Origin of the sequence: Sphingobium chungbukense, from assembly GCF_001005725.1 — a bacterium.
GTDB lineage: Bacteria > Pseudomonadota > Alphaproteobacteria > Sphingomonadales > Sphingomonadaceae > Sphingobium > Sphingobium chungbukense.
This window is the reverse complement of record NZ_LBIC01000001.1, coordinates 647914-667882: the sequence shown is the minus strand read 5'-3', so window position 1 is coordinate 667882 and position 19969 is coordinate 647914. Positions and strand designations below refer to the sequence as shown.

Annotated in this window: 22 protein-coding genes and 1 tRNA gene; 13 read left to right on the top strand and 10 right to left on the bottom strand. The window is 63.3% G+C overall.

Translation table 11 applies throughout. The annotated features are described in order from the left end of the window. Positions 1 to 14: 14 nt before the first annotated feature. Entirely contained in the window at positions 15 to 770 is a 756-nt protein-coding gene (gene pgeF, locus YP76_RS03275) for a peptidoglycan editing factor PgeF (protein ID WP_046762144.1), read from the top strand. A gap of 4 nt (positions 771 to 774) precedes the next feature. On the opposite strand, the gene YP76_RS03270 is transcribed toward pgeF, so the two are convergent. Both YP76_RS03270 and YP76_RS03265 read right to left on the bottom strand, forming a co-directional pair. Then, positions 775 to 1401, bottom strand: coding sequence for a DUF1345 domain-containing protein (locus tag YP76_RS03270; protein WP_100237776.1), 627 nt, complete (start codon positions 1399 to 1401; stop codon positions 775 to 777). A 41-nt stretch (positions 1402 to 1442) separates the two neighbouring features. Beyond that, positions 1443 to 2018: a hypothetical protein gene (locus YP76_RS03265; RefSeq protein WP_046762142.1), complete on the bottom strand. Its 576-nt coding sequence runs from the start codon at positions 2016 to 2018 to the stop codon at positions 1443 to 1445. A 138-nt stretch (positions 2019 to 2156) separates the two neighbouring features. On the opposite strand from YP76_RS03265, the gene ruvA reads away from it, so the two are divergent. The 3 genes from ruvA to YP76_RS03250 all read left to right on the top strand — a co-directional run bounded on the left by ruvA (position 2157) and on the right by YP76_RS03250 (position 5668). After that, positions 2157 to 2765 carry a Holliday junction branch migration protein RuvA gene (ruvA, locus tag YP76_RS03260; RefSeq protein ID WP_046762141.1) on the top strand — a complete coding sequence of 203 codons (609 nt, stop codon included), beginning with the start codon at positions 2157 to 2159 and terminating at the stop codon, positions 2763 to 2765. Further along, on the top strand, positions 2762 to 3781 hold the full coding sequence (gene ruvB / locus YP76_RS03255; protein WP_046762140.1) for a Holliday junction branch migration DNA helicase RuvB: 1020 nt from the start codon (positions 2762 to 2764) through the stop codon (positions 3779 to 3781). The genes ruvA and ruvB overlap by 4 nt, the downstream gene beginning before the upstream one ends. A 108-nt stretch (positions 3782 to 3889) precedes the next feature. Next, on the top strand, positions 3890 to 5668 hold the full coding sequence (locus YP76_RS03250) for an AMP-dependent synthetase/ligase (RefSeq protein ID WP_198147411.1): 1779 nt from the start codon (positions 3890 to 3892) through the stop codon (positions 5666 to 5668). Positions 5669 to 5875: 207 nt separating this feature from the next. Here YP76_RS03250 and YP76_RS03245 read toward each other — a convergent pair whose 3' ends face one another. The 5 genes from YP76_RS03245 to YP76_RS03225 all read right to left on the bottom strand — a co-directional run bounded on the left by YP76_RS03245 (position 5876) and on the right by YP76_RS03225 (position 9797). Then, positions 5876 to 6994: a GGDEF domain-containing protein gene (locus tag YP76_RS03245; protein ID WP_232307428.1), complete on the bottom strand. Its 1119-nt coding sequence runs from the start codon at positions 6992 to 6994 to the stop codon at positions 5876 to 5878. Positions 6995 to 7034: 40 nt separating this feature from the next. Beyond that, positions 7035 to 7901 (bottom strand): AraC family transcriptional regulator, encoded by an 867-nt coding sequence (locus tag YP76_RS03240; RefSeq protein ID WP_046762139.1) that lies wholly within the window; start codon positions 7899 to 7901, stop codon positions 7035 to 7037. Between the two features lie 212 nt (positions 7902 to 8113). Then, positions 8114 to 8347, bottom strand: coding sequence for a tyrosine-type recombinase/integrase (locus tag YP76_RS29140; RefSeq protein ID WP_046762138.1), 234 nt, complete (start codon positions 8345 to 8347; stop codon positions 8114 to 8116). A 549-nt stretch (positions 8348 to 8896) separates the two neighbouring features. Beyond that, positions 8897 to 9394, bottom strand: coding sequence for a type IV secretion system DNA-binding domain-containing protein (locus YP76_RS03230; RefSeq protein ID WP_046762137.1), 498 nt, complete (start codon positions 9392 to 9394; stop codon positions 8897 to 8899). A gap of 160 nt (positions 9395 to 9554) precedes the next feature. Continuing rightward, positions 9555 to 9797, bottom strand: coding sequence for an ArdC-like ssDNA-binding domain-containing protein (locus YP76_RS03225; RefSeq protein ID WP_046762136.1), 243 nt, complete (start codon positions 9795 to 9797; stop codon positions 9555 to 9557). A gap of 426 nt (positions 9798 to 10223) precedes the next feature. On the opposite strand from YP76_RS03225, the gene YP76_RS03220 reads away from it, so the two are divergent. Together YP76_RS03220 and YP76_RS03215 are read left to right on the top strand one after the other, a co-directional pair. Beyond that, a complete protein-coding gene (locus YP76_RS03220) occupies positions 10224 to 10499 on the top strand; it encodes a type II toxin-antitoxin system Phd/YefM family antitoxin (RefSeq protein ID WP_046762135.1) in 276 nt (91 codons plus the stop codon). Beyond that, a complete protein-coding gene (locus YP76_RS03215) occupies positions 10499 to 10834 on the top strand; it encodes a type II toxin-antitoxin system RelE/ParE family toxin (RefSeq protein WP_046762134.1) in 336 nt (111 codons plus the stop codon). Before YP76_RS03220 ends, YP76_RS03215 begins: the two co-directional genes overlap by 1 nt. A gap of 13 nt (positions 10835 to 10847) precedes the next feature. Here YP76_RS03215 and YP76_RS03210 read toward each other — a convergent pair whose 3' ends face one another. Together YP76_RS03210 and YP76_RS03205 are read right to left on the bottom strand one after the other, a co-directional pair. After that, the gene (locus YP76_RS03210) at positions 10848 to 12035 is read right to left on the bottom strand and encodes a tyrosine-type recombinase/integrase (protein ID WP_046762133.1); all 1188 of its coding nucleotides are present in this window, start codon (positions 12033 to 12035) and stop codon (positions 10848 to 10850) included. Between the two features lie 161 nt (positions 12036 to 12196). Further along, positions 12197 to 12283: transfer RNA gene (locus tag YP76_RS03205), tRNA-Leu, on the bottom strand. Between the two features lie 138 nt (positions 12284 to 12421). On the opposite strand from YP76_RS03205, the gene YP76_RS03200 reads away from it, so the two are divergent. After that, positions 12422 to 13177, top strand: a complete 756-nt coding sequence (locus YP76_RS03200) for an alpha/beta fold hydrolase (RefSeq protein WP_046762132.1) — start codon at positions 12422 to 12424, stop codon at positions 13175 to 13177. Further along, complete coding sequence (locus YP76_RS03195; RefSeq protein WP_046762131.1) at positions 13177 to 14046, top strand: tetratricopeptide repeat protein; 870 nt, start codon at positions 13177 to 13179, stop codon at positions 14044 to 14046. The genes YP76_RS03200 and YP76_RS03195 overlap by 1 nt, the downstream gene beginning before the upstream one ends. 83 nt (positions 14047 to 14129) lie before the next feature. Here the strand turns inward: YP76_RS03195 and YP76_RS03190 are convergent, their stop codons facing one another. Further along, positions 14130 to 14834, bottom strand: coding sequence for an SIMPL domain-containing protein (locus YP76_RS03190; protein ID WP_046762130.1), 705 nt, complete (start codon positions 14832 to 14834; stop codon positions 14130 to 14132). Positions 14835 to 14937: 103 nt separating this feature from the next. On the opposite strand from YP76_RS03190, the gene YP76_RS03185 reads away from it, so the two are divergent. From YP76_RS03185 to YP76_RS03160, 5 genes are all read left to right on the top strand, one after another. Then, complete coding sequence (locus tag YP76_RS03185) at positions 14938 to 15372, top strand: VOC family protein (RefSeq protein WP_046762129.1); 435 nt, start codon at positions 14938 to 14940, stop codon at positions 15370 to 15372. A 4-nt stretch (positions 15373 to 15376) separates the two neighbouring features. Next, positions 15377 to 16111: a hydroxyacylglutathione hydrolase gene (gene gloB / locus YP76_RS03180; RefSeq protein ID WP_046762128.1), complete on the top strand. Its 735-nt coding sequence runs from the start codon at positions 15377 to 15379 to the stop codon at positions 16109 to 16111. 55 nt (positions 16112 to 16166) lie between these two features. Then, positions 16167 to 16583, top strand: a complete 417-nt coding sequence (locus tag YP76_RS03175) for a hypothetical protein (protein WP_046762127.1) — start codon at positions 16167 to 16169, stop codon at positions 16581 to 16583. Between the two features lie 452 nt (positions 16584 to 17035). Then, complete coding sequence (locus tag YP76_RS03165) at positions 17036 to 18691, top strand: thiamine pyrophosphate-binding protein (RefSeq protein WP_046762125.1); 1656 nt, start codon at positions 17036 to 17038, stop codon at positions 18689 to 18691. Between the two features lie 10 nt (positions 18692 to 18701). Beyond that, positions 18702 to 19880: an acyl-CoA dehydrogenase gene (locus tag YP76_RS03160; protein ID WP_046762596.1), complete on the top strand. Its 1179-nt coding sequence runs from the start codon at positions 18702 to 18704 to the stop codon at positions 19878 to 19880. The last annotated feature ends 89 nt before the right edge of the window (positions 19881 to 19969 follow it).

The following is a 19969-nucleotide window of genomic DNA, read 5'->3' as shown; positions in this document are numbered from 1 at the left end:
CAAGGGAGTGACGGATGATCGAATTGCTGCGGGCGCCGGCCTTGGGCGATGTGAAGCATGGCTTTGCCGGGCGGCGCGGCGGCGTTTCGACCGGGGTTCATGCCGGGCTGAATGTCGGCCTGGGGTCCGCCGACGAGCGGGAAGCGGTACTGCGCAACCGCGACCTCGCCCGCGACGCGCTGTTGCCCGGCGCGACGCTGGTGACGGTGCATCAGGTGCATTCGCCCGATGTCGTGACCGTCACCGCGCCGATTCCGGAAGACGACCGCCCTTCCGCCGACGCCATGGTGACGGACCGTCCGGGGCTGATATTGGGCATATTGACGGCCGATTGCGTGCCGGTGCTGTTCGCCGACGCGCAGGCGGGCGTGGTGGGGGCGGCCCATGCGGGATGGAAGGGCGCAATCGGGGGCGTCACCGATCGCACCATTGCCGCGATGGAGGTGCTGGGCGCGGATCGCGGTCGGATCGTCACCGCGATCGGCCCGTGCATCGGCCGCGCCTCCTATGAGGTGACGCTGGATTTTGCGGCGCGGTTCGCGGCGGAGGATGCGGAGAATGACCGTTTCTTCAGCGCCGGGCGCGAGGGGCATTGCCAGTTCGACATCGCCGCCTATGTCGCCGCCCGTCTGGCCGGAGCCGGGATCGGACGGATCGAAATGCTGGACGAAGATACCTATAGCCAGCCCGAACGATTCTACAGCTACCGCCGCTCCTGCCATCGCGGCGAACCGGATTATGGCCGGCAAATCTCCATGATCGCGCTCTGAAGGGTCAACTCCCGCCCAGCACATTGATGGTGAAGGCGAGGATGCCGAGATTGAAGACGAAGGCCGCCAGGCAGTGGAACACCACCGTCTGGCGCATGGCCGTGGCCGTCACCGCAGTATCGGACGTCTGGAAGGTCATGCCCAGGGTGAAGGCGAAATAGACGAAATCCCAATAGCCCGGCTCCTTCGTGTCGGGGAAATCCAGACCCCCACTATCCCCGCCGCGATCGCCCTCCAGATAGAAGATATGCGCATAATGCATGGCGTAGACGAGGTTGGAGAACAGCCACGCCAAGGCCAGCGTCGCCAGCAGCAGGGCAATCGACGCCGCGCTTGGCCCGCCATGCTGGCTGACCGCCACGCCCACCGCGACCAGAACCACTATCGAAACGATCCCGGTCAGCAGCAGCATCAACTGCCGGTTGGCGTCATTTTCGGCCGCCTTCCGCCGCATCGAATCCGGATCGGAATCCAGCAATGGCCAGACCGACAGCAAAAAGGCCAGCGCGGCCAGATCGAACCCCGCCATCACCGCCTCATGCCAGGGCAGCAGCAGTGCGAAAGGCACCATGCTGGCAAGCAGCGCCAGGAACATGCCGTAGCGCCAGGGGAAGATTTGCGGGCGGCTCATCCTGCACATAGAAAAGGTAAAAACCGCCTTTCGGCAAGCCGTCATATCACCGCCGCAGCCAGGCCGAGCGATACCGCCTCATTGGCCTCCAGATACCAGTTTTCCGGCGCGCGCCGCAACAGATCCTCCATCGAGATCTGGGAACCCAGGATCAGATTGGCGAAGCCCTCATTCTGGATGGCGATCGACGCCTCGATTTCATGGAGGGTGGCCTTGAGCGAGGCGATGCAGGTGGAGAGCGGCCCCTGAAGATGGATGTCCCGCGTGATGATCCGTTCATGGATCATCAGCCGCGTGCCCCGCGTCAGATAGCGGTTTTCAGCCGCAAAGAAGCCCATGAAGGTCGCGCCTGCCGAATAGACCGCCGTCTTGCCGAGGAACACCAGCCGCCGCTCGGGATAAAGGTCCGACTGGAAGCGGATATCTTCCCCCATCATCCGCGCGATTTCCGGATCGCCGCCAAGCGTGGAAATCTCCACCACCACCAGCCCCTGCTGCGCGGCAGTCGACAGGCATTGGCGGAAATGCAGATACATGCCGTGATCGACCAGCCCCGAGAGCATGATCGCGGGAAATTCAAAGTCCCTTGGACCCAGCAGGGGTGCCTGCATCGGCATATTTTCCGTTCCTTTCCCGTTGCGCTGTCGGCTGCTCTACGCGCAGCGATGCAAATGGTGCCGGAGCGTCTCGGTTTTTGACTGGCGCCCCGCGGGAGAGCCCCCTAAAGAACAGATCATGACCAAAGGGCGTGGGGCATGATCGCGAAACTGAAAGGGCGGCTGGACAGCACAGGACTGGACCACGCCATCATCGATGTGGGCGGGGTCGGCTATCTGGTCGGCGCCTCGTCGCGCACGCTCGCGGCACTGGGGCCGGTGGGCGAAGCGGTGACGGTGCACACCGAAATGCTGGTGTCGGAGGATTCGATCCGCCTCGTCGGCTTCGCACGGGCGGAGGAGCGCGACTGGTTCCGCCTGCTGACCAGCGTACAGGGCGTGGGGTCTCGGGTGGCGCTCGCCATCCTCTCCGCGCTGGAGCCTGGAGAGCTGCACCGCGCCGTGGCGACCGGGGACAAGGCGATGATCGCCCGCGCCAACGGCGTCGGCCCCAAACTCGCCCAGCGCATCGCCAATGAGCTGAAGGACAAGATCGGCGCCGTGCCCACCTCCGCCGGTGCGGCCGGTGGCGGATTCGCGGCGGTCCCGGTCGGCGGTCACAGCGCCGACGCGATCTCCGCATTGCAGAATCTCGGCTTCAAGCCTGCCGAAGCCGGCACGGCCGTCGCCGCCGCCGAAGAGGAACTGGGCGAAGGCGCTTCGCTTGACGCGCTCGTCCGCCTGGCTCTCAGGAAAGCCGCCAAGTGAGCGAGGACCGCCTGATCTCCTCCACCCGCCGCATCGAGGATGCCGATGCGGCGCTGCGTCCCAAGTCGCTGACCGAGTTCATCGGCCAGCAGGCGGCGCGCGAAAATCTGCGTATCTTCATCGAAGCCGCAAAGGGGCGCGGCGAGGCGCTGGACCATGTGCTCTTCTTCGGCCCGCCCGGCCTTGGCAAGACGACGCTGGCGCAGATCGTCGCCCGCGAGATGGGCGTGGGGTTCCGCGCGACCTCCGGTCCGGTGATCGCCAAATCGGGCGACCTTGCCGCGCTGCTCACCAATCTGGACGAGGGCGACGTGCTCTTCGTCGACGAGATTCACCGCCTCAATCCCGCCGTCGAGGAAGTCCTCTATCCCGCCATGGAGGACCGGGCGCTGGACCTGATGATCGGCGAAGGCCCCTCGGCCCGTTCGGTGCGGATCGACCTGCCGCCCTTCACGCTGGTCGGCGCGACCACGCGGCAGGGGTTGCTGACGACGCCGCTGCGCGATCGCTTCGGTATTCCGGTGCGGCTGCAATTCTACACCGTCGACGAATTGGAACTGGTCGTGCGGCGCGCGGCGCGGCTGCTCGACCTGGCCATCACCTCCGACGGCGCGATCGAAATCGCCCGCCGGTCGCGGGGCACTCCCCGCATTTCCGGGCGGCTGCTGCGGCGGGTGCGCGACTTCGCCAATGTCGCGGGCGCGCCGGCGGTGGACGCCAAGGTGGCCGATGCTGCGCTGACCCGGCTGGAGGTCGACCATCTCGGCCTCGACCTCATGGATCGCCGCTATCTGACCATGATCGCGGACATCTATCGCGGCGGGCCGGTCGGGGTCGAAACCCTGGCGGCGGGCCTTTCCGAAGCCCGCGACACGATCGAGGAAGTGATCGAGCCCTATCTCATCCAACTTGGCCTGATCGCCCGTACCGCGCGCGGTCGTTGCCTCAACGGTCCGGGTTGGAAGCATCTGGGGCTGAACCCGCCCTCCAATGTTCAGGACGGCCTGTTCGACTAGACTTGAAATCCCGGAAAAATCATGGCCGTCACGATCCGGCAGGGTTATAGCCTCGCCAGGCAGCGAAGAGGCGTGCAAGCGACGCGCCACGAGTGAGGAGATGCCGTTTTGAGGGCGATCGAGCGTTTTCCCAATCTGGTGACCATGTTCTTCACCCGCGCCGGAGCCATGGGCGACGCCCCGTTCCTCTGGCGTAAGGAGGCGGGCCAGTGGCAATCGCTGAGCTGGACCGAGGTCGCCCATCAGGTGGCTTCGCTCGCCAGCGCCTTGCAGGCGCAGGGGCTGAAGCCCGGCGATCCCGTGATGCTGGTCAGCGAGAACCGGCCGGAATTCTGCATCGCGGACCTTGCCATCATGGCGGCGGGCTGCGTCACGGTGCCGACCTACACCACCAACACCACGCGCGATCACCAGCATATCCTGACCGACAGCGGCGCCCGCGCGGTCATCGTGTCCACCGCCAAGCTGGCGCAGAATCTGATGCCCGCCGTGTTGCGATCGCAGGCGAGCTTCGTCATCGGCATGGAGCCGCTTCGGGGTGCGCAGGGGAGCGTCGCCTGCCATCTGTGGAGCGACCTGATCGCGCATCATCCGACCGACATCGATGCCTGCGCCGCCAGCCAGACGGCGAAACGCGACGATCTGGCCTGCATCATCTACACCAGCGGCACCGGCGGCGCGCCGCGTGGGGTGATGCAGCATCATGGCTCCATCCTCTGCAATATCGAGGGCGCCGGCCGGCTGCTGGAGGAGGATTTCGGATGGGATGAGGAGGTGTTCCTCTCCTTCCTCCCCCTCTCCCACGCCTATGAGCATAGCGGCGGCCAGTTCATGCCGATCATGCTGGCGGGGCAGATCTATTATGCGGAGGGGCTGGAAAAGCTGGCCAGCAATATCGAAGAGACGCGGCCGACGATCATGGTCGTCGTTCCCCGCCTGTTCGAAGTGCTGCGCGCCCGCATCATCAAGTCGATCGAGAAGCAGGGCAAATTCCCCGCCTATCTGCTTGGACAGGCGCTGCGCATCGCCGCCAAGGAACAGCGCGGGCAGAAATCGCTGCTCGACCTGCCGATGAAGGCGCTGCTGTCCCATACGCTCAAGCCCAAGATCGCGGCGCGTTTCGGCGGACGGATGAAGGCGCTGGTGTCGGGGGGCGCGCCGCTCAATCCCGATGTCGGCCTGTTCTTCGACGCGATGGGGCTGACGCTGCTCCAGGGCTATGGCCAGACCGAGGCTGGACCGGTGATCAGTTGCAACCGCCCCCGAGCCGGCATCGCGATGGACACGGTCGGCCCGCCGCTCGATGGCGTGGAAGTGCGGATCGCGGAGGATGGCGAGATCCTCGTGCGCGGCGAACTGGTGATGCACGGCTATTGGCGCAATCCGGCGGAAACGGAGAGAGCGCTGCAAAATGGCTGGCTGCACACCGGCGACATTGGCGAGATCGATGCCAAAGGCCGCGTCCGCATCACGGACCGCAAGAAGGATCTGATCGTCAACGACAAGGGCGACAATGTCTCGCCGCAGAAGGTCGAAGGCATGCTGACGCTCCAGCCTGAGATCGGACAGGCAATGGTCCATGGCGATCGCCGTCCGCATCTGGTCGGGTTGCTGGTACCTGATGCCGAATGGACCCGCGAATGGGCCACGGCGCGGGGACTGGCGGTCGAAGGAGTCGATGCCGATTCGGGCTATCAGGCGGCATTGCGCGCGGCGGTCGACCGGGTGAATGACGATCTGTCTGTGATCGAACGGGTGCGGCGCTTCATTCTCGCGGACGAGCCCTTCACCATCGACAATGGCGAGATGACGCCTTCCATGAAGATCCGCCGCCACGTCATCCGCGCCCGCTATCAGGAACGGCTGGACGCCCTATACAAGGGCTGACGTCCGGCCGCTCAATTCCGATGAAGCGGCCGGAGCGGGAGTCACCGCTCGACGGGCCGGCAATGCTATCCCATCCTTGCCCGTCAGCGAGTTTGTAAGGCTTAGCACGGCGTCAAGCTACCGTCCGCACTGGCCGTTTCCGCCTTGGCTGCTGATCCTCATATCGGCTTGCCCGAATATGCGCGAGCTTTGTCCGGGCTTTGCCCGCTAGGCATGGGCAACCAGAATCTTATTCCGGCCACCCTCTTTGGCTCCATACAGCGCTTCGTCAGCGGCTTTGAGCGCATCGCGTGGATTAGAGAAAGCAAACACGTCTGCTATGCCACCGGAGAAGGTAACTTGACCGAATGGTGCGTCGGTCTTGCGATTCACCAGCTTACGAGAGGCAAATTGCTCACGCAGGGCATCGAGACGTTCGTGCGCGTCGGTGAGCGAAACGCCGCGAAACAGCATGACAAATTCCTCACCGCCATGTCTGGCAACGTGACAGTTGTCGTTCGTGATGGTCGCCAAAGAATCCGCGATGGTTTTGATCACCCGATCCCCGGCATCATGCCCATGGGTGTCGTTGATCCGCTTGAAATGGTCGATGTCGCAAAAAGCGATGCACAGCGGCTCGATGGCTAACCGCGCATCACGATAGTGTGTATCAAGGAGCGCCTCAAACGCCCGTCGATTGGGAAGACCCGTCAGATGGTCAATTTCGGCGTCCCGCTTGGCCTTATCCAAACTTTGACGGAGGGACTTTGCCTCGTCTTCGCTCCGCCGCATTTCCTGTTCGACCTTGCGGGTGCGCTCCAGCATCGCCTTCGCCAGATCGGCAAGGTTGGAAATGATCGTCCCGGTTTCCTCAACCTGTTCCAGATCGGCGACATGCTGCGCCAGTTCATCGTTGTAGTGGGCAGTGGCGCTGCGGGCGACATTGGTGCTCTTCGAGAATGCTACCAGCGTGGATTCGAGCTTCGCCATCAAAAGCTGGACGCCATCGGCATCATATTCTTCTTCATCGTTCGCCGTGGCTTCGTCGAGCCATTCCTGCGTGATGGTGATACCGGCGTGAGCCCTCGTCGCAAACTGTCGGGCGAGGCCGGGGTTGGCACCGGAGAAAGCGCCATGAGCAATCACGAGATTGGCGGGCGTCACTTCGAGGTCATGCGCGAGCAGGAAGGTCGAAATCTCTTCGAGCAAATGCCTGCGCGCTTCGGTGAATATGTTGCTCGGCTTTTTGCCACCATCCGCCGCCGCTTCGCCGCCCAGGCTTTTGCGCGAGCCGCCAAGTCCGAGGCGACCTAAGAATGAACTGCCAGAATTGTTCGATGCACTCACGGTTCAGCACCTCTTTTGCTGCGTGACGGTGGAAAAGCGGCTAGAGCTTGTCGCGGCGATATACCTGCGGAGACGCGCCGTGCGCTTGCTGAAAGGCGCGCCGAAAGACGTTGGCGCTCCCGAAACCCACCGCCTTCGCTATCGTGTCGATGGGCAGGTCTCGTTGTTCTGCGAGCAGCGAGCGCGCCCGTGCCAGTTGGCGCTGGCGCACAAACTGATGCGGCCCCACGCCGGTTGTCGCCGTGAACGTCCGCGAAAAATGCGAACGGCTAAGACCGGCTAGTTTCGCCAGGTCGTCGAGGTTGATCCGTTCGGCCAGATTGGCTTCCACGAAATCATAGACGGCTTGAAGCTGTCGCCGTGAAAGCTTGCCCTCGCCCTGGACTGACACCCCAAAAATTTCAAGCGCCGCCGACAGGCACAATATTTCCGCATAGAGGCCGTCAACAATGGAGGTGACGGCTACATCGCGCAGCTTCCGCATGGTCGCCGCAAGCGCCGGATCGCGGGCATAGGCAAAGGGGCCGAGATCGTGCGTTGCGTAGCGTTCTCCGAGATCGTCGCGTAGCTGGAGCGGGTCGAAGTACAGGGCGGTAAAGGAGTTCTTGCGAGCGGTCGGCTTTGACCAGCCATGGATAGTGCAGCCGCGCGGCGCAAAGGTGAGGGTGTCGCGCAAATCGGTCTGATGGAGACGCGGCAGACCATCAATCAACAACTCGCCATCCTGCAACGTCAGATCGTGAAGCGCCAGGTAGTGCCAATCGCCCTCGGCATGGAATCCGTATGGCTCGTCAGAGTGGATTTCTATCATTTCGATCTGGAAGCCCGGCCAACGGAGCGGATGCCGCTCCACATGCGCTTCGTCAGACGAGGCATAGTCGAATTGAAGTGTGTCGAGCGAACTCATGCGACGGCACCATAGTGCAAATTATGCGGAATGATACCATTTTTGCTACTAACCTTGATCGGCGTAGTTTCATCGAGCCCGAGGATCATTTCCAAGGAGGCTATTAAACATGATGAGATGGGGAAATCCTGGATAGGGGCCAGACGGAGCGAACCAGTGCTGGGGCACTGCCGAGTATTGACGAAAAGACGTTCGGTTTTCAGGCAAGCGAGTTAATTGCTGTAGGCCCGCCGGACGCCGTCATCCTCCATGTGCGCAAGCTGGCGCTCAATCGCGTCGGAGTTGAACTTGCCGGATTCGTTGAGCAGCGTGGCGGCCATCGCCCGGAAGCCGTGTGCGATCATTTCCTCCTGGCCGAAACCAAGGACGCGCAGCGCCGCGTTGACGGTGTTCTCGGACATCGGGCGGCGCGGCGAACGGAAGGAGAGGAAACAATATTTCCCCATGCCCGTCAGCTCTCAGCGCCGCTCGAAAAGCTTGGTGACCTGCGTGGACAGCGGCACGCGGTGCAGACGCCGCATCTTCATCTTCTGCTCAGGGATGTTCCAGACCGAAAGGTCGACGTCGAAGTCGTTCCACTTCGCCTGGTGCTTCCGGACGGCCTCGGAAGAACAAATGGTGCCAGAAGAGCTTTCTGCGGGGCAGCCTAAGCAATTGATTTCACAGTCAAATCATAGACTTACGAACTCGCCAAGAGCATTAATATCACGATCTGGATTCGTGGAAAAGGCTGGACGTGAATGGACAGGGCGGTTCGAGTCCTTCTGGACAGGGCTGGTTGGGCTCGTGTCCGAAATACGCCTACAAATTTCGGACAAATGAGTGAGACTTTAGATCTGAAGACCCGCATCCTGCAGCGGATCAGCGCCGGTACGCCATGAGGCGTATGGACGGCGGCGGACTTTCTCGACCTCGCCACGCGCGACGCTATTGCCAAGGCCCTTCGGCGTGTCGTTGCCACCGACACTCTCCGCAGGATCGACAGAAGCCCAGCCCTAGCGCAATAGAGCGCGGCCGCGCTCAAGCGCGAGGCGCCGGAGCCTTGAGCGTCTACCCATCAGCATCCGGTTGAGGATATTGGTCTTGCCCGTACCGGGGGCGCCGCTCACCAATATATGCTCGGCCTCGAAGGCAGCGGGAACCCTAACCTTGCCGATCCGCAGTGGCCCCTTCCGCTTCCAGAACAGCTCCCGGCGCAGGTCACTCTGCCCGGCGATCCGCGCCCCGCGCAGATATTCGTTGGAGCCAAGGCCGCGCCCGGTCCGGGTGAAGACGAACCAGGCCAGCAGCAGCATGAGCAGGGTAAAGCCGCCCGAGACAATCGCCCCCCAGACGGCATGATGTTCCAGCGCCGCCAGCGCCTTGTTCGCGATGCGCGACCCCATCAGCGCGTCGCCGCTGGTCCAGTAGGTGAGGCCCGCCGCTGTCCTGAACAGGAGGGGAGCATCGCCCGGCACATTGCCGCGCAGGGTCGCCTCGGCGACGGACCGCAATTGGGGCTCGAGCTGTTCGGTCAGTGCCCGCAGCCGGTTCAGATTGTGGGTCTTGGGGGAGTAGAGGGTACGGACCAGAAAGATGCAGTGATATAGCCGCTCGGTGGCTTGGTGCAGTTCAAATGCCGCTTTCTTAAAGCGCCCCTTCTCGAGGTTGCTTCTAGGTGAGCCAGCGCTGCGAGCCGTAACCCTGCTTGAACAGCCGGTGCCAGAGGATCAGCACATTGATCCCGGAATAGCGCCGTCCCGTTCCGGCGTTGCGGGGCAGGCCCAGCGCTGCCTTGCCATCATCCCACGGCCGCACCCATGGCAAGGTGCCTTCCTCGATCTGCGCGATAATGCGGTCGGTCACCTCGCTATAGAGGGTAGAGCCGTTGCGTTGCCCGCGATCCTGATAACCCATTTCTTCCTCCTTCCCGCATCGCACCGGCCGCCGGAACGGCGGGGGTGGGCGGCAGGAGCGGACCGGCAGGCCCACCGTCATGAGGCGGGCCGCACCCGAAGGGCCGCAACGAAGAGGAGGAGTTGGGGCAAAGCCCCGGCTTGCGGCTCGCCGCGGTGGGACCAGAGGGCAACGACGCCCACCACCGCCGCGCCGGAGGCCGATCAATCAAATACAGACCAGACGCCACTGCGCGAGGCGCGCGGTGTCCGCGACCAGGCCCTTCGCGCTGCCTGCAGCAGCGCTCCGCATCGTAGGGGAAGGGGTAGTCAACCTGTCCGAACCGACCGGCCCTTGACCCGGCGCCCAAGCTGACCCCACTCCGGTCATTGCGCGAGCATGGTCAATAGACTATATTCAGTCTGAATTTAGCCTAGTGAGGGCAGCATGCGTTATTCTACCCAGGTCAAACCGATCAGCTATCTGAAAGCCAATGCGGCGGAGGTGCTGTTGAATCTCGCTGAAAAGCGCGAGCCCCTGGTTATCACCCAGAATGGCGAGGCAAAGGCCGTCATCCAGGACGTCGCCTCGTTCGAGCAGACCCAGGAGACGCTCGCGCTGCTGAAGCTGCTGGCTCTTGGCACTCGAGACATGGAGGCTGGCCGCACAAAGCCGGCGCGGGCCGTTGTCGAGAGACTGCGAGCCAAGGCCTCCGATCGCTAATGACCGAGACGCGGTTCGAGATTGAACTGACCCAGGGTGCGGAGGACGATCTCGAGGAAATCCATGCCTATTTGGCGGAAAACCGTTCGGCCGAGGACGCCGACGCGCTGCTCGACGAATTCATCAGCACCATCGAGACGCTGGAAAGCTTCCCGGAGCGGGGCGCTGTCCCCAAGGAACTCGACGCCTTGGGAATTCGGGAATTCCGGCAGATCCTGCTGCGGCAGCACCGACTAATCTACCGTACTGCCGGAACGAAGGTCTTCATCCTGATCATCGCTGACGGTCGACGGGATATGCAGACCTTGCTCGAGCGCCGCCTGCTTGGTTCATAATCAAGGGTACAGGTCATTCTCGCATGAGACCGTCGAGATAGTCGGACCAAGCCTGCATCATCGCCACCCGCTCATCCCAATATTCCCCTCGGGCATAGGCGCGCCGGACTGCGTCTGCTTCGGCGTGCGCCAATTGCCGTTCGATAGCGTCCGGGTGCCATTTGCCCATCTCGTTAAGCAAGGTGCTCGCCATGGCCCGAAAGCCGTGGCTGGTCATCTCATCCCCTGAATAGCCCAACCGGCGAAGGGCGCCGTTCAGCGCATTTTCGGACATAGGCCGCTTAAGAGACTGGAAACCGGGAAACACAAATTTCCCATTGCCAGTGACCTCCCTGATGGAAGAGAGGATTGCGAGGGATTGCCGCGAAAGCGGAACGCGATGTGGGCGCCGCATCTTCATTTTTTCCGCCGGGATTGACCACAACGCCTTGTCGAAATCGACTTCCGTCCATTCAGCATGGCGCAATTCGCCGGGGCGAACAAAAACGTGCGGGGCGAGCTGTAAGGCTGCCTTTGTGACCGCATGACCGTCGAAGCCAGCGATTGCGCGCATCAGCGGCCCGACCTGCTGGCTGTTGGTGATTGCGGCCAGATGCTTCACCTTGGGCGTCGTCAGGGCGTCGCGGAGATTGGCAGATAGATCATGCTCCGCCCGTCCCGTGGCGATTGCGTAACGGAAAACCCTCCCGCACACGCTCCTCAACCGTCTGGCAGTTTCATGCCGGCCTCGCCCTTCGACCTGCCGCAGGACCGCCAGCAATTCCATGCTCGTGATCTCGCTGATCTTGCAATCGCCCAGGCTGGGATACGCGAATTCGAGAAGCCATTTGATCTTGCCGATCGTGACTTCCCCAAGCCCTTCCCGTTCTCGTTTCGCGAGCCACTCCTCGGCAACGGTGCGAAACCCGGTAGTCGCCTCGAACGCTTCCAGCGCTTCAATCTCCTTTCGCGTCGCGGCTGGATCCGAGCCGGCCGCAAGGAGCTTGCGGGCTTCTTCTCTTTTCTCCCGGGCCTCCGCCAAGGTGATCAACGGGAAGACGCCCATCGCCATCGTCTTGGCCTTGCCATCGAAGCGATAATTCATGCGCCAGTAGCGACCGCCTTGGGGTGTCACCAACAGATAGAGACCATGTCCGTCAGCAAGCTTGTAGGGCTTATCTCGCGGTTTTGCCTTGGACAATGCGAGGGATGAAAGTGCCATGAGGGTATCTCCAATGGCCATGTCGGCCGATACCCGCAAAGATACCCTCAGCGACCCCGAATTCCCAAATCCACGGGCGGAAACCAGTGGACGCCAGACACAAAAAAACCGCTGTTTCCAGCGGTTTTTTCGATCTATGCGGATCTCTCCGGAAGAACAAATGGTGCCCAGAAGAGGACTCGAACCTCCACGACCTTGCGATCGCCAGCACCTGAAGCTGGTGCGTCTACCAATTCCGCCATCTGGGCACGGGGTAGGAGCGCGCAACTAGCCGTTGGTCCCAAGGCTGTCAACGCGCCCTATGCATTATTTTTATTTTTCTGGTTTCCCGGCAAAGAGCTTCTTACGGCACCTGTCAGGACGTCAACAGCCTGCGGAGAAACGCGATGAACAGCCCCGCCTTTGTCCCACCCTCTTTCCTCCCGCGCTCCGACGGGGTGAAGCTTGCATACCGTCATAAGCGCGGTGAAGGGCCGACGATCGTCTTCCTGCCCGGCTATATGTCCGACATGGAGGGCGGCAAGGCACTCGCGCTGGATGCCTGGGCAAGGGAGCAGGGCCGGGCGATGCTGCGCCTGGACTATGCCGGCAACGGCGCGAGCGAGGGGCGGTTCGAGGACGGCACGCTGGCGAACTGGCGCGACGATGCGCTGCTGCTGATCGATTCCCTGACCGAAGGTCCCGTCGTGCTGGTCGGCTCCTCCATGGGCGGATGGCTGGCACTGCTGATCGCCCTCGCGCGGCCGGAACGGGTGGCGGGGCTGGTCGGCATCGCGGCGGCACCCGATTTCACCCAATGGGGCTTTACCGATGCGGACAAGGCACTGCTGGCGACCGAAGGGCGGATCGTCGAGCCGACGGCCTATGGCGACGATCCCTATGTCACAACCCTGGCCTTCTGGCAGTCCGGGCAGGCGAACCGGCTGCTGGAGGGGGAGATTCCCATCGACTGTCCGGTCCGGTTGCTGCACGGGCAGGAAGACGCCGATGTACCCTGGCAAATCGCGCTGCGCCTTGCGGAGCGGCTGCGTTCATCCGATGTGCAGACGCTGCTGATTAAGGACGGCGACCATCGCCTTTCCCGCGACCCGGACATTGCCCTGCTGATCCGGACTGTCGCCAGCCTGTTGGACAGCCTCTGATGCCCCTTTTGCTCCCATTGTTGCTGCTCGCGCCGCAGGCCTACGACCCGGAGATAGAGGCGGTGATGAACCGCAAGCGCAAGGAAAGGGCGGAGGCAGCGGCCTCTGCCGTTGCCACGCCCCCACCCGCCGCCCGGACGAACGACGGGCGCATTCCAGTGCCCGACAAATATGCCGCCAAATTCCAGGCCTGCCTGGATCAGGCGGTCGAGGCGCCGGACAAGGGCGTCGCCTTCGCGCAACAATGGCGGATCGACGGCGGCAGCTTCTACGCGCGCAACTGCATGGGTTTTGCCTATGCCCGCGCGGAGCGCTGGGCGCCCGCCATCGTCGCCTTCGAACAAGGCGCCGAGGAGGCCGAGCGCGGCGGCGAAATGGTGCAGAGCGGACGGCTCTGGGCGCAGGCGGGTAATGCCGCGCTGGCGGGTGGTGATGCCGCCAAGGCACGCAACGATTTCGATGCAGCGCTGGTGCGTGGCCTGCCCGACGGGGTCGAGAAGGGGGAGGTCCATCTCGACCGCGCGCGCGCGCTCGTGGCGCTGAACGATGTCGGGGGTGCACGCGATTCGCTGGACATCGCGCTGGAGCAGGTGCCTCAGGACCCGCTGGCCTGGCTGCTTTCGGCCACCCTGGCCCGCCGCGCCGGGGAGATGAAGCTGGCACAGGCGCATATCGCGCGGGCAGTGCAACTGTCGCCCGACGATGCCTCCGTCGCGCTGGAGGAAGGCAATATCGCCATCCTTACCGATCAGGAGGATGTGGCCCGTTCCGCTTGGCAGCGCGCGGTGAAGCTGGCGGCGCAATCGCCCGCGGGCAAGGCAGCCGCCGACAATCTTTCCCGTTTGCCCGCGCCGAAATCCGCCAACTGATCACCCGATGCGGACCTCGCCCCGTTCCTTCGGGAAGCGGGCGCAATCCTTGTCGACGACAAGATCGGCGTCGTTGATGCGCGTCAATCGAGATAGAAATCGACGGTCGTGACGACGCGCACCTTCTTATAGGGCGTGTCGCTCGCCCCGTCGGCCTCGCCATCGCGCGCCTCGATCGAAAAATAGCCCTGGGTCGCGCTTTTGATCCCGCCGACGCTGGCGCCACTGTCACGGGCGAACTGTTCGGCAGCGGCGCGGGCATCCTTGGTTGCTGCAGCGACCATTGACGGCTTCACGTCATTGAGCCTCGTGAAACTGTAACGCATGCCCGATCCTTCCTGAAGCGTGACGCCACGCCGGACCAGATCGAACTGCTGCGCCACCGCGCGCTGAGCGCGGGCAATGTCGGTCGTACGCAACAACATGCGCTGGGTGATGGTGATCGTGTTGACGCCATTGTTGATATATTGATTGACCCCCGCGCCGGTCGCGGTCAGCGCGTCGGGCTTGAACCCGAGGCTGGCGAAATAGGCGCGCAGTTCCTTCGTATTATTGTCGATTTCGGCACGGACGGTGGGCAGGTCGAAACCCGTGGCGGAATAGCTGATCGACCAGGTGGCGAGGTCGGCGGTCACGTCCTTTTCAGCCAGACCGCGAACGGTAACGGAACGGTCCGCCGCCTTGGCCCGTTTCAACCCGTCGCCCAACAGATACCCGCCGCTGACGATACCCAAGGCGATCAATCCCGCGCAGCCGAGCAACAGCTTGCCATGATGGGCCAAATCCATACGCGCCTCCCTCTTCCTTCCATGCCCAACGCATCTTATCTTGAGGACGTTCCTAGGACTTCAGAGATGAACCGTTGCTTTATAGCGACGAATGGAGTTAATATTGCCCAAATATCTGCACACGATGGTCCGCGTGACCGACATCGATCGCACGGTCGCCTTCTTCCGATTGCTCGGCCTGGAGGAACAGAAGCGCTTCGACAATGCGCAGGGCCGGTTCACCCTGGTCTTCCTCGCTGCGCCGGGCGACGAAGATGCGCAGGTCGAACTGACCTACAACTGGCCGGCCGAGGACGGCACGCCACCGGAGGCATATGGCGGCGGCCGTAATTTCGGCCACCTCGCCTATAGGGTCGAGAATATCTACGAAACCTGCCAGCGATTGATGGATGCGGGCGTCACCATCAACCGCCCGCCGCGCGATGGGCACATGGCCTTCGTGCGCACGCCGGACAATATCTCGATCGAGCTGTTGCAGGACGGGCATCTGGAACCCGCCGAGCCCTGGGCATCCATGCCCAATACAGGAGTCTGGTAAGATCATGCTGGAGGTCGTCTGCATCCCCGTTCTCAACGACAATTATGTCTGGTTGCTCCACGACGATGCCAGCGGGCAGACGGTGGCGGTCGATCCCGCCGTCGCGGAGCCGGTGCTGGAGGCGGCGCGGCTGAGGGGGTGGACGATCGGCCAGATCTGGAACACGCATTGGCATGGCGACCATGTCGGCGGCAATGCGGCGATCAAGGCGGCAGCGGAAGCCTGGGGTGGCTGCATCATCACCGGCCCGGCGGCAGAGGCCGAGAAGATCGGCACGCTGGACCGTCTGGTGCGGGAGGGGGACAGCGTCCGGATCGGTGATCACCAGGCGGTCGTGATGGAAGTGCCCGCCCACACCGCCGGTCATGTCGCCTATCATCTGGCGCAGGACCATGTGTTGTTCGTGGGGGACACGCTGTTCGCCATGGGCTGCGGCCGGCTGTTCGAGGGGACGGCGGCGCAGATGTTCGCCAATATGCAGCGCTTCGCCGCCTTGCCGGACGACACGGCGGTCTATTGCGCCCATGAATATACGCAATCGAACGGCCGTTTCGCGCTGACGGTGGAACCGGACAATGCCGCCCTCCAAACCCGTATGGCGGAGGTCGATGCGGCGCGGGCGCGAGGTGAGGCGACGGTACCGACCAGCATCGGGCGGGAACGCGCAACCAATGTCTTCATGCGCGCGCGCGATGTCGTGCAACTGGCGGACCGGCGCGCGGCCAAGGATGCTGCGTGACGGTTTTCGTGTCGTTTGGCCGTCTTTCAAACGGGGATGAATGAGGAGAGGTGCCGTGCGCTCATGGATATTGCCCTCTGGGATATTTCTCGCGCCGCTGTTGCTGGCTGGATGTTCCGGTAGCCAGGAGCCGCCCAAGCTGACCGAAAAGCAGACCAGCGAACTGGAGCGCGCCCTGGCCGGCAAGGTGCCGGGCGAAAAGACGAGCTGCGTCAATCGCGTGCCGCAGGCCAATCTGACCGCGATCAGCAATAGCGTGCTGCTCTATCGGGTGAGCGGGCGGCTGGTCTACCGCAATGACCTGATCGGTAGCTGCGCGGGTCTGGCGCGTGGGGATACGTTGATCATCAAGACCTGGGGCTCGCAATATTGCCGTGGCGACCTGGCGACCAGCGCGGACCTGATGACCGGCATGGTGACGGGCAATTGCGCACTGGGCGACTTCACGCCTTATCGTTCCCCAGCAAAATAACATTGCCATTCACCGATCCTTCCTGCTGCGGCAGGAGCAGGATCGCCGGGCTGGGAGCCATTTTCCGGACTCTGTCGCCTTCCCGATGCCATAAGCGAACGGCCGCGGCACGGCCTTCCTCGCTGCGGTGGCAGGGTACCGTCCGGTATATGTTGCCCCATCGGAAGGGCCGCCGATTAGTCTGACCTGACAAGTGCCCGGATCATCCATCACACACGGGCTTCCCGCCGGGCATGTTCAACCTTACCATGGGCAATGGCAGCATCATCGGATCGATATTGACAGGCATGAAGAGATGGATGCGATTTCCTTCCGACAGCGCCGGGAGCATGGCGATGAAGCCCCCGGCCGCCGGGATCGGGCAGGATATCCCATCTGGCGATGCCTCCAGCATCGACGCGTGCGAACGGGGCGCCCGAGCCCGGCAATTTTCATGGAGATGAAGACCGCCCATGTCCGATATTGAAGGAAAGACCGGCGGGCGCCTGCTGGTCGAGGCTTTGGTCGCGCGCTGCGTCGACCATGTGTTTTGCGTGCCTGGCGAAAGCTATCTGGCGGTGCTGGATGCGCTGGTGGACGAACCCGGCATCCGGGTGGTGACATGCCGGCATGAATCCGGCGCGGCGAACATGGCGGAGGCCTATGGCAAGCTGACCGGCAAGCCCGGCATCTGCATGGTCACGCGCGGACCGGGCGCCACCAACGCAGCGATCGGCGTCCATACCGCGCAGCAGGATTCGACGCCGATGATCCTGTTCGTCGGCCAGATCGGGCGCGGCGATCGCGGGCGCGGCGCATTTCAGGAGGTCGATTATCGGGCCGCCCTGGGCGACCTTGCAAAATGGTCTGTCGAACTGGACGACGCCAGCCGCACCGACGAAATTCTCGGCCGCGCCTTCGCAACCGCCCTGCAGGGCCGCCGCGGCCCGGTGATCATTGCGCTGCCGGAGGACATGCTGACCGAAGTCGCCCGGCCGCAGGGCTTTCACCCCACCCCGCCTTGCTCCACCGGGCTGGACCCCGCCACCGCCGCTTCGATTCATGCCGCCCTCGACCAGGCAACCAAGCCGCTGCTCCTGCTCGGCGGCAGCGGCTGGTCGGATGAGGCGCTCAAACGGCTGGAGAAATGGGCGGATGCGGCGGAGCTTCCCGTTCTCCTGTCCTTCCGCCGCAAGGATCTTTGGGACAATGAGCATCGCTGCTACATCGGGGACATCGGATTGGGGACGAATCCCAAACTGCTCGAACGCGTGCGCGAAGCAGACCTGATCCTCGCGATCGGCGCACGGCTGGGGGAGAATGTCACCCAAGGCTACACCCTGTTCCGGCGGGAGGATATGGCCAGGAAGTTGATCCACATCCTTGCCGATCCGGCGGAACTCGGGCGTGTCTGGCCACCGCTGATCGCTTCCGCCACCGACGTCGCGGCGGCGGCGCTCAAATTGGCGGAGACACCGCTCCGGGGCCGCTGGCCGCAATGGCGGAGCGCCGGCCGCGCCGACTATGAGGCCTTCTCCAGCCCGGTTGCTGTGACGGGCCAAGTCAATCTTTCGCAGATATTCGCCGGGCTGGGCGCCCACATGCCGGCCGACACGATCATCTGCAACGGGGCCGGCAACTATGCCGCCTGGCTGCACCGCTTCCATCGCCATCGGCGGCCGCACACCCAATTGGCGCCGACCAGCGGGGCGATGGGCTATGGCGTGCCCGCCGCGGTCGCCGCCAAACTGGTGCATCCCGACCGCGAGGTGATCTGCGTATCGGGCGACGGCTGCTTCCTCATGACCGGCCAGGAGATCGCGACAGCGGTGCAGCATGATGCCAGGGTGATCTTCATCGTGGTGGACAACGGCTCTTACGGGACGATCCGGATGCATCAGGAGAAGGAATATCCGGGCCGCGTGATCGCGACCAATTTGCGCAACCCCGATTTCGCGGCCTACGCCCGTGCCTTCGGGGCCTGGGCAATAACGGTGGAATCGACCGAAGCCTTCGAACCCGCGCTTGCCCAGGCCAGGGAATGTGGCACCGTCGCCCTCATCCACGTCAAAACGTCCGTGCAGGACATCGCGCCCGGGCGCACACTCCCGGCCGCCGAATCACAGTGAAGGAATCATGATGGCCAAGGCACCGAGCTTGATCTGGGACGACCCCCTGCGTTTCTCCGAGCAGCTGAGCGACGAAGAGCGGTTGGTCCGGGACAGCGCGCACGATTATTGCCAGTCGAAACTGCTGCCGCGCATCATACAGGCAAACCGGCATGAAGTGTTCGACCGGGAGATCCTGCGTGAAATGGGTTCGCTCGGCATGCTCGGGGCGACGATCCCGGAGGAATATGGCGGCGCGGGCGCGAGCCATGTCGCCTACGGCCTGATCGCCCGCGAGGTAGAGCGGGTGGACTCCGGATACCGTTCAGCGATGAGCGTGCAATCGTCGCTCGTCATGCATCCGATCCACGCCTATGGCACGGAGGAACAGCGCCGCAAATATCTGCCTGGCCTGGCCAGCGGCGAGCTCGTCGGCTGCTTCGGACTGACCGAACCCAACCACGGCTCCGACCCCGGCGGCATGGCGACGCGGGCGCAGAAGGTGGATGGCGGCTATCGCCTCAACGGCCAGAAGATGTGGATCACCAATTCGCCGATCGCCGACCTTGCGGTGGTGTGGGCAAAGCTGGACGGTGTGATCCGCGGCTTCATCGTGGAGCGCGATACCAAGGGCTTCTCCACCCCGAAGATCGAAGGCAAGCTATCGCTGCGTGCGTCCATCACCGGCGAGATCGTGCTGGACGACGCGATCGTCGGCGAGGACGCGCTGCTGCCGAACGTCTCGGGTCTCGCCGGTCCGTTCGGCTGCCTCAACAAGGCACGATACGGCATTGGCTGGGGCGCGATGGGCGCGGCGGAGGCCTGCTGGCATGCCGCCCGGCAATATGGCCTGGACCGGCAGCAGTTTCAGCGGCCGCTCGCGCAGAACCAGCTCTATCAACGCAAGCTCGCGGACATGATGACGGAGATCGCCCTTGGCCTTCAGCTCGCATTGCGCGTTGGCCGGCTACTCGATGAGGGCCTCTGTCCGATCGAGAATATCTCGCTGCTAAAGCGCAACAATTGCGGCAAGGCGCTCGCCATTGCCCGTGACGCGCGCGATATGCATGGCGGCAATGGCGTTTCCGACGAGTTCCACGTCATGCGCCACATGTGCAATCTTGAAGCGGTCAACACCTATGAGGGCACTTACGACATTCACACGCTGATCCTTGGCCGCGGCCAGACCGGCCTCCAGGCCTTCATGTAATGAAGGCGTCCGCACGTCCGCTGGTATCCGCATCCTGATCTGATCCGGATACTCGCCAGCCTTCGGGCGACGCAACGCCTGGCGCATGG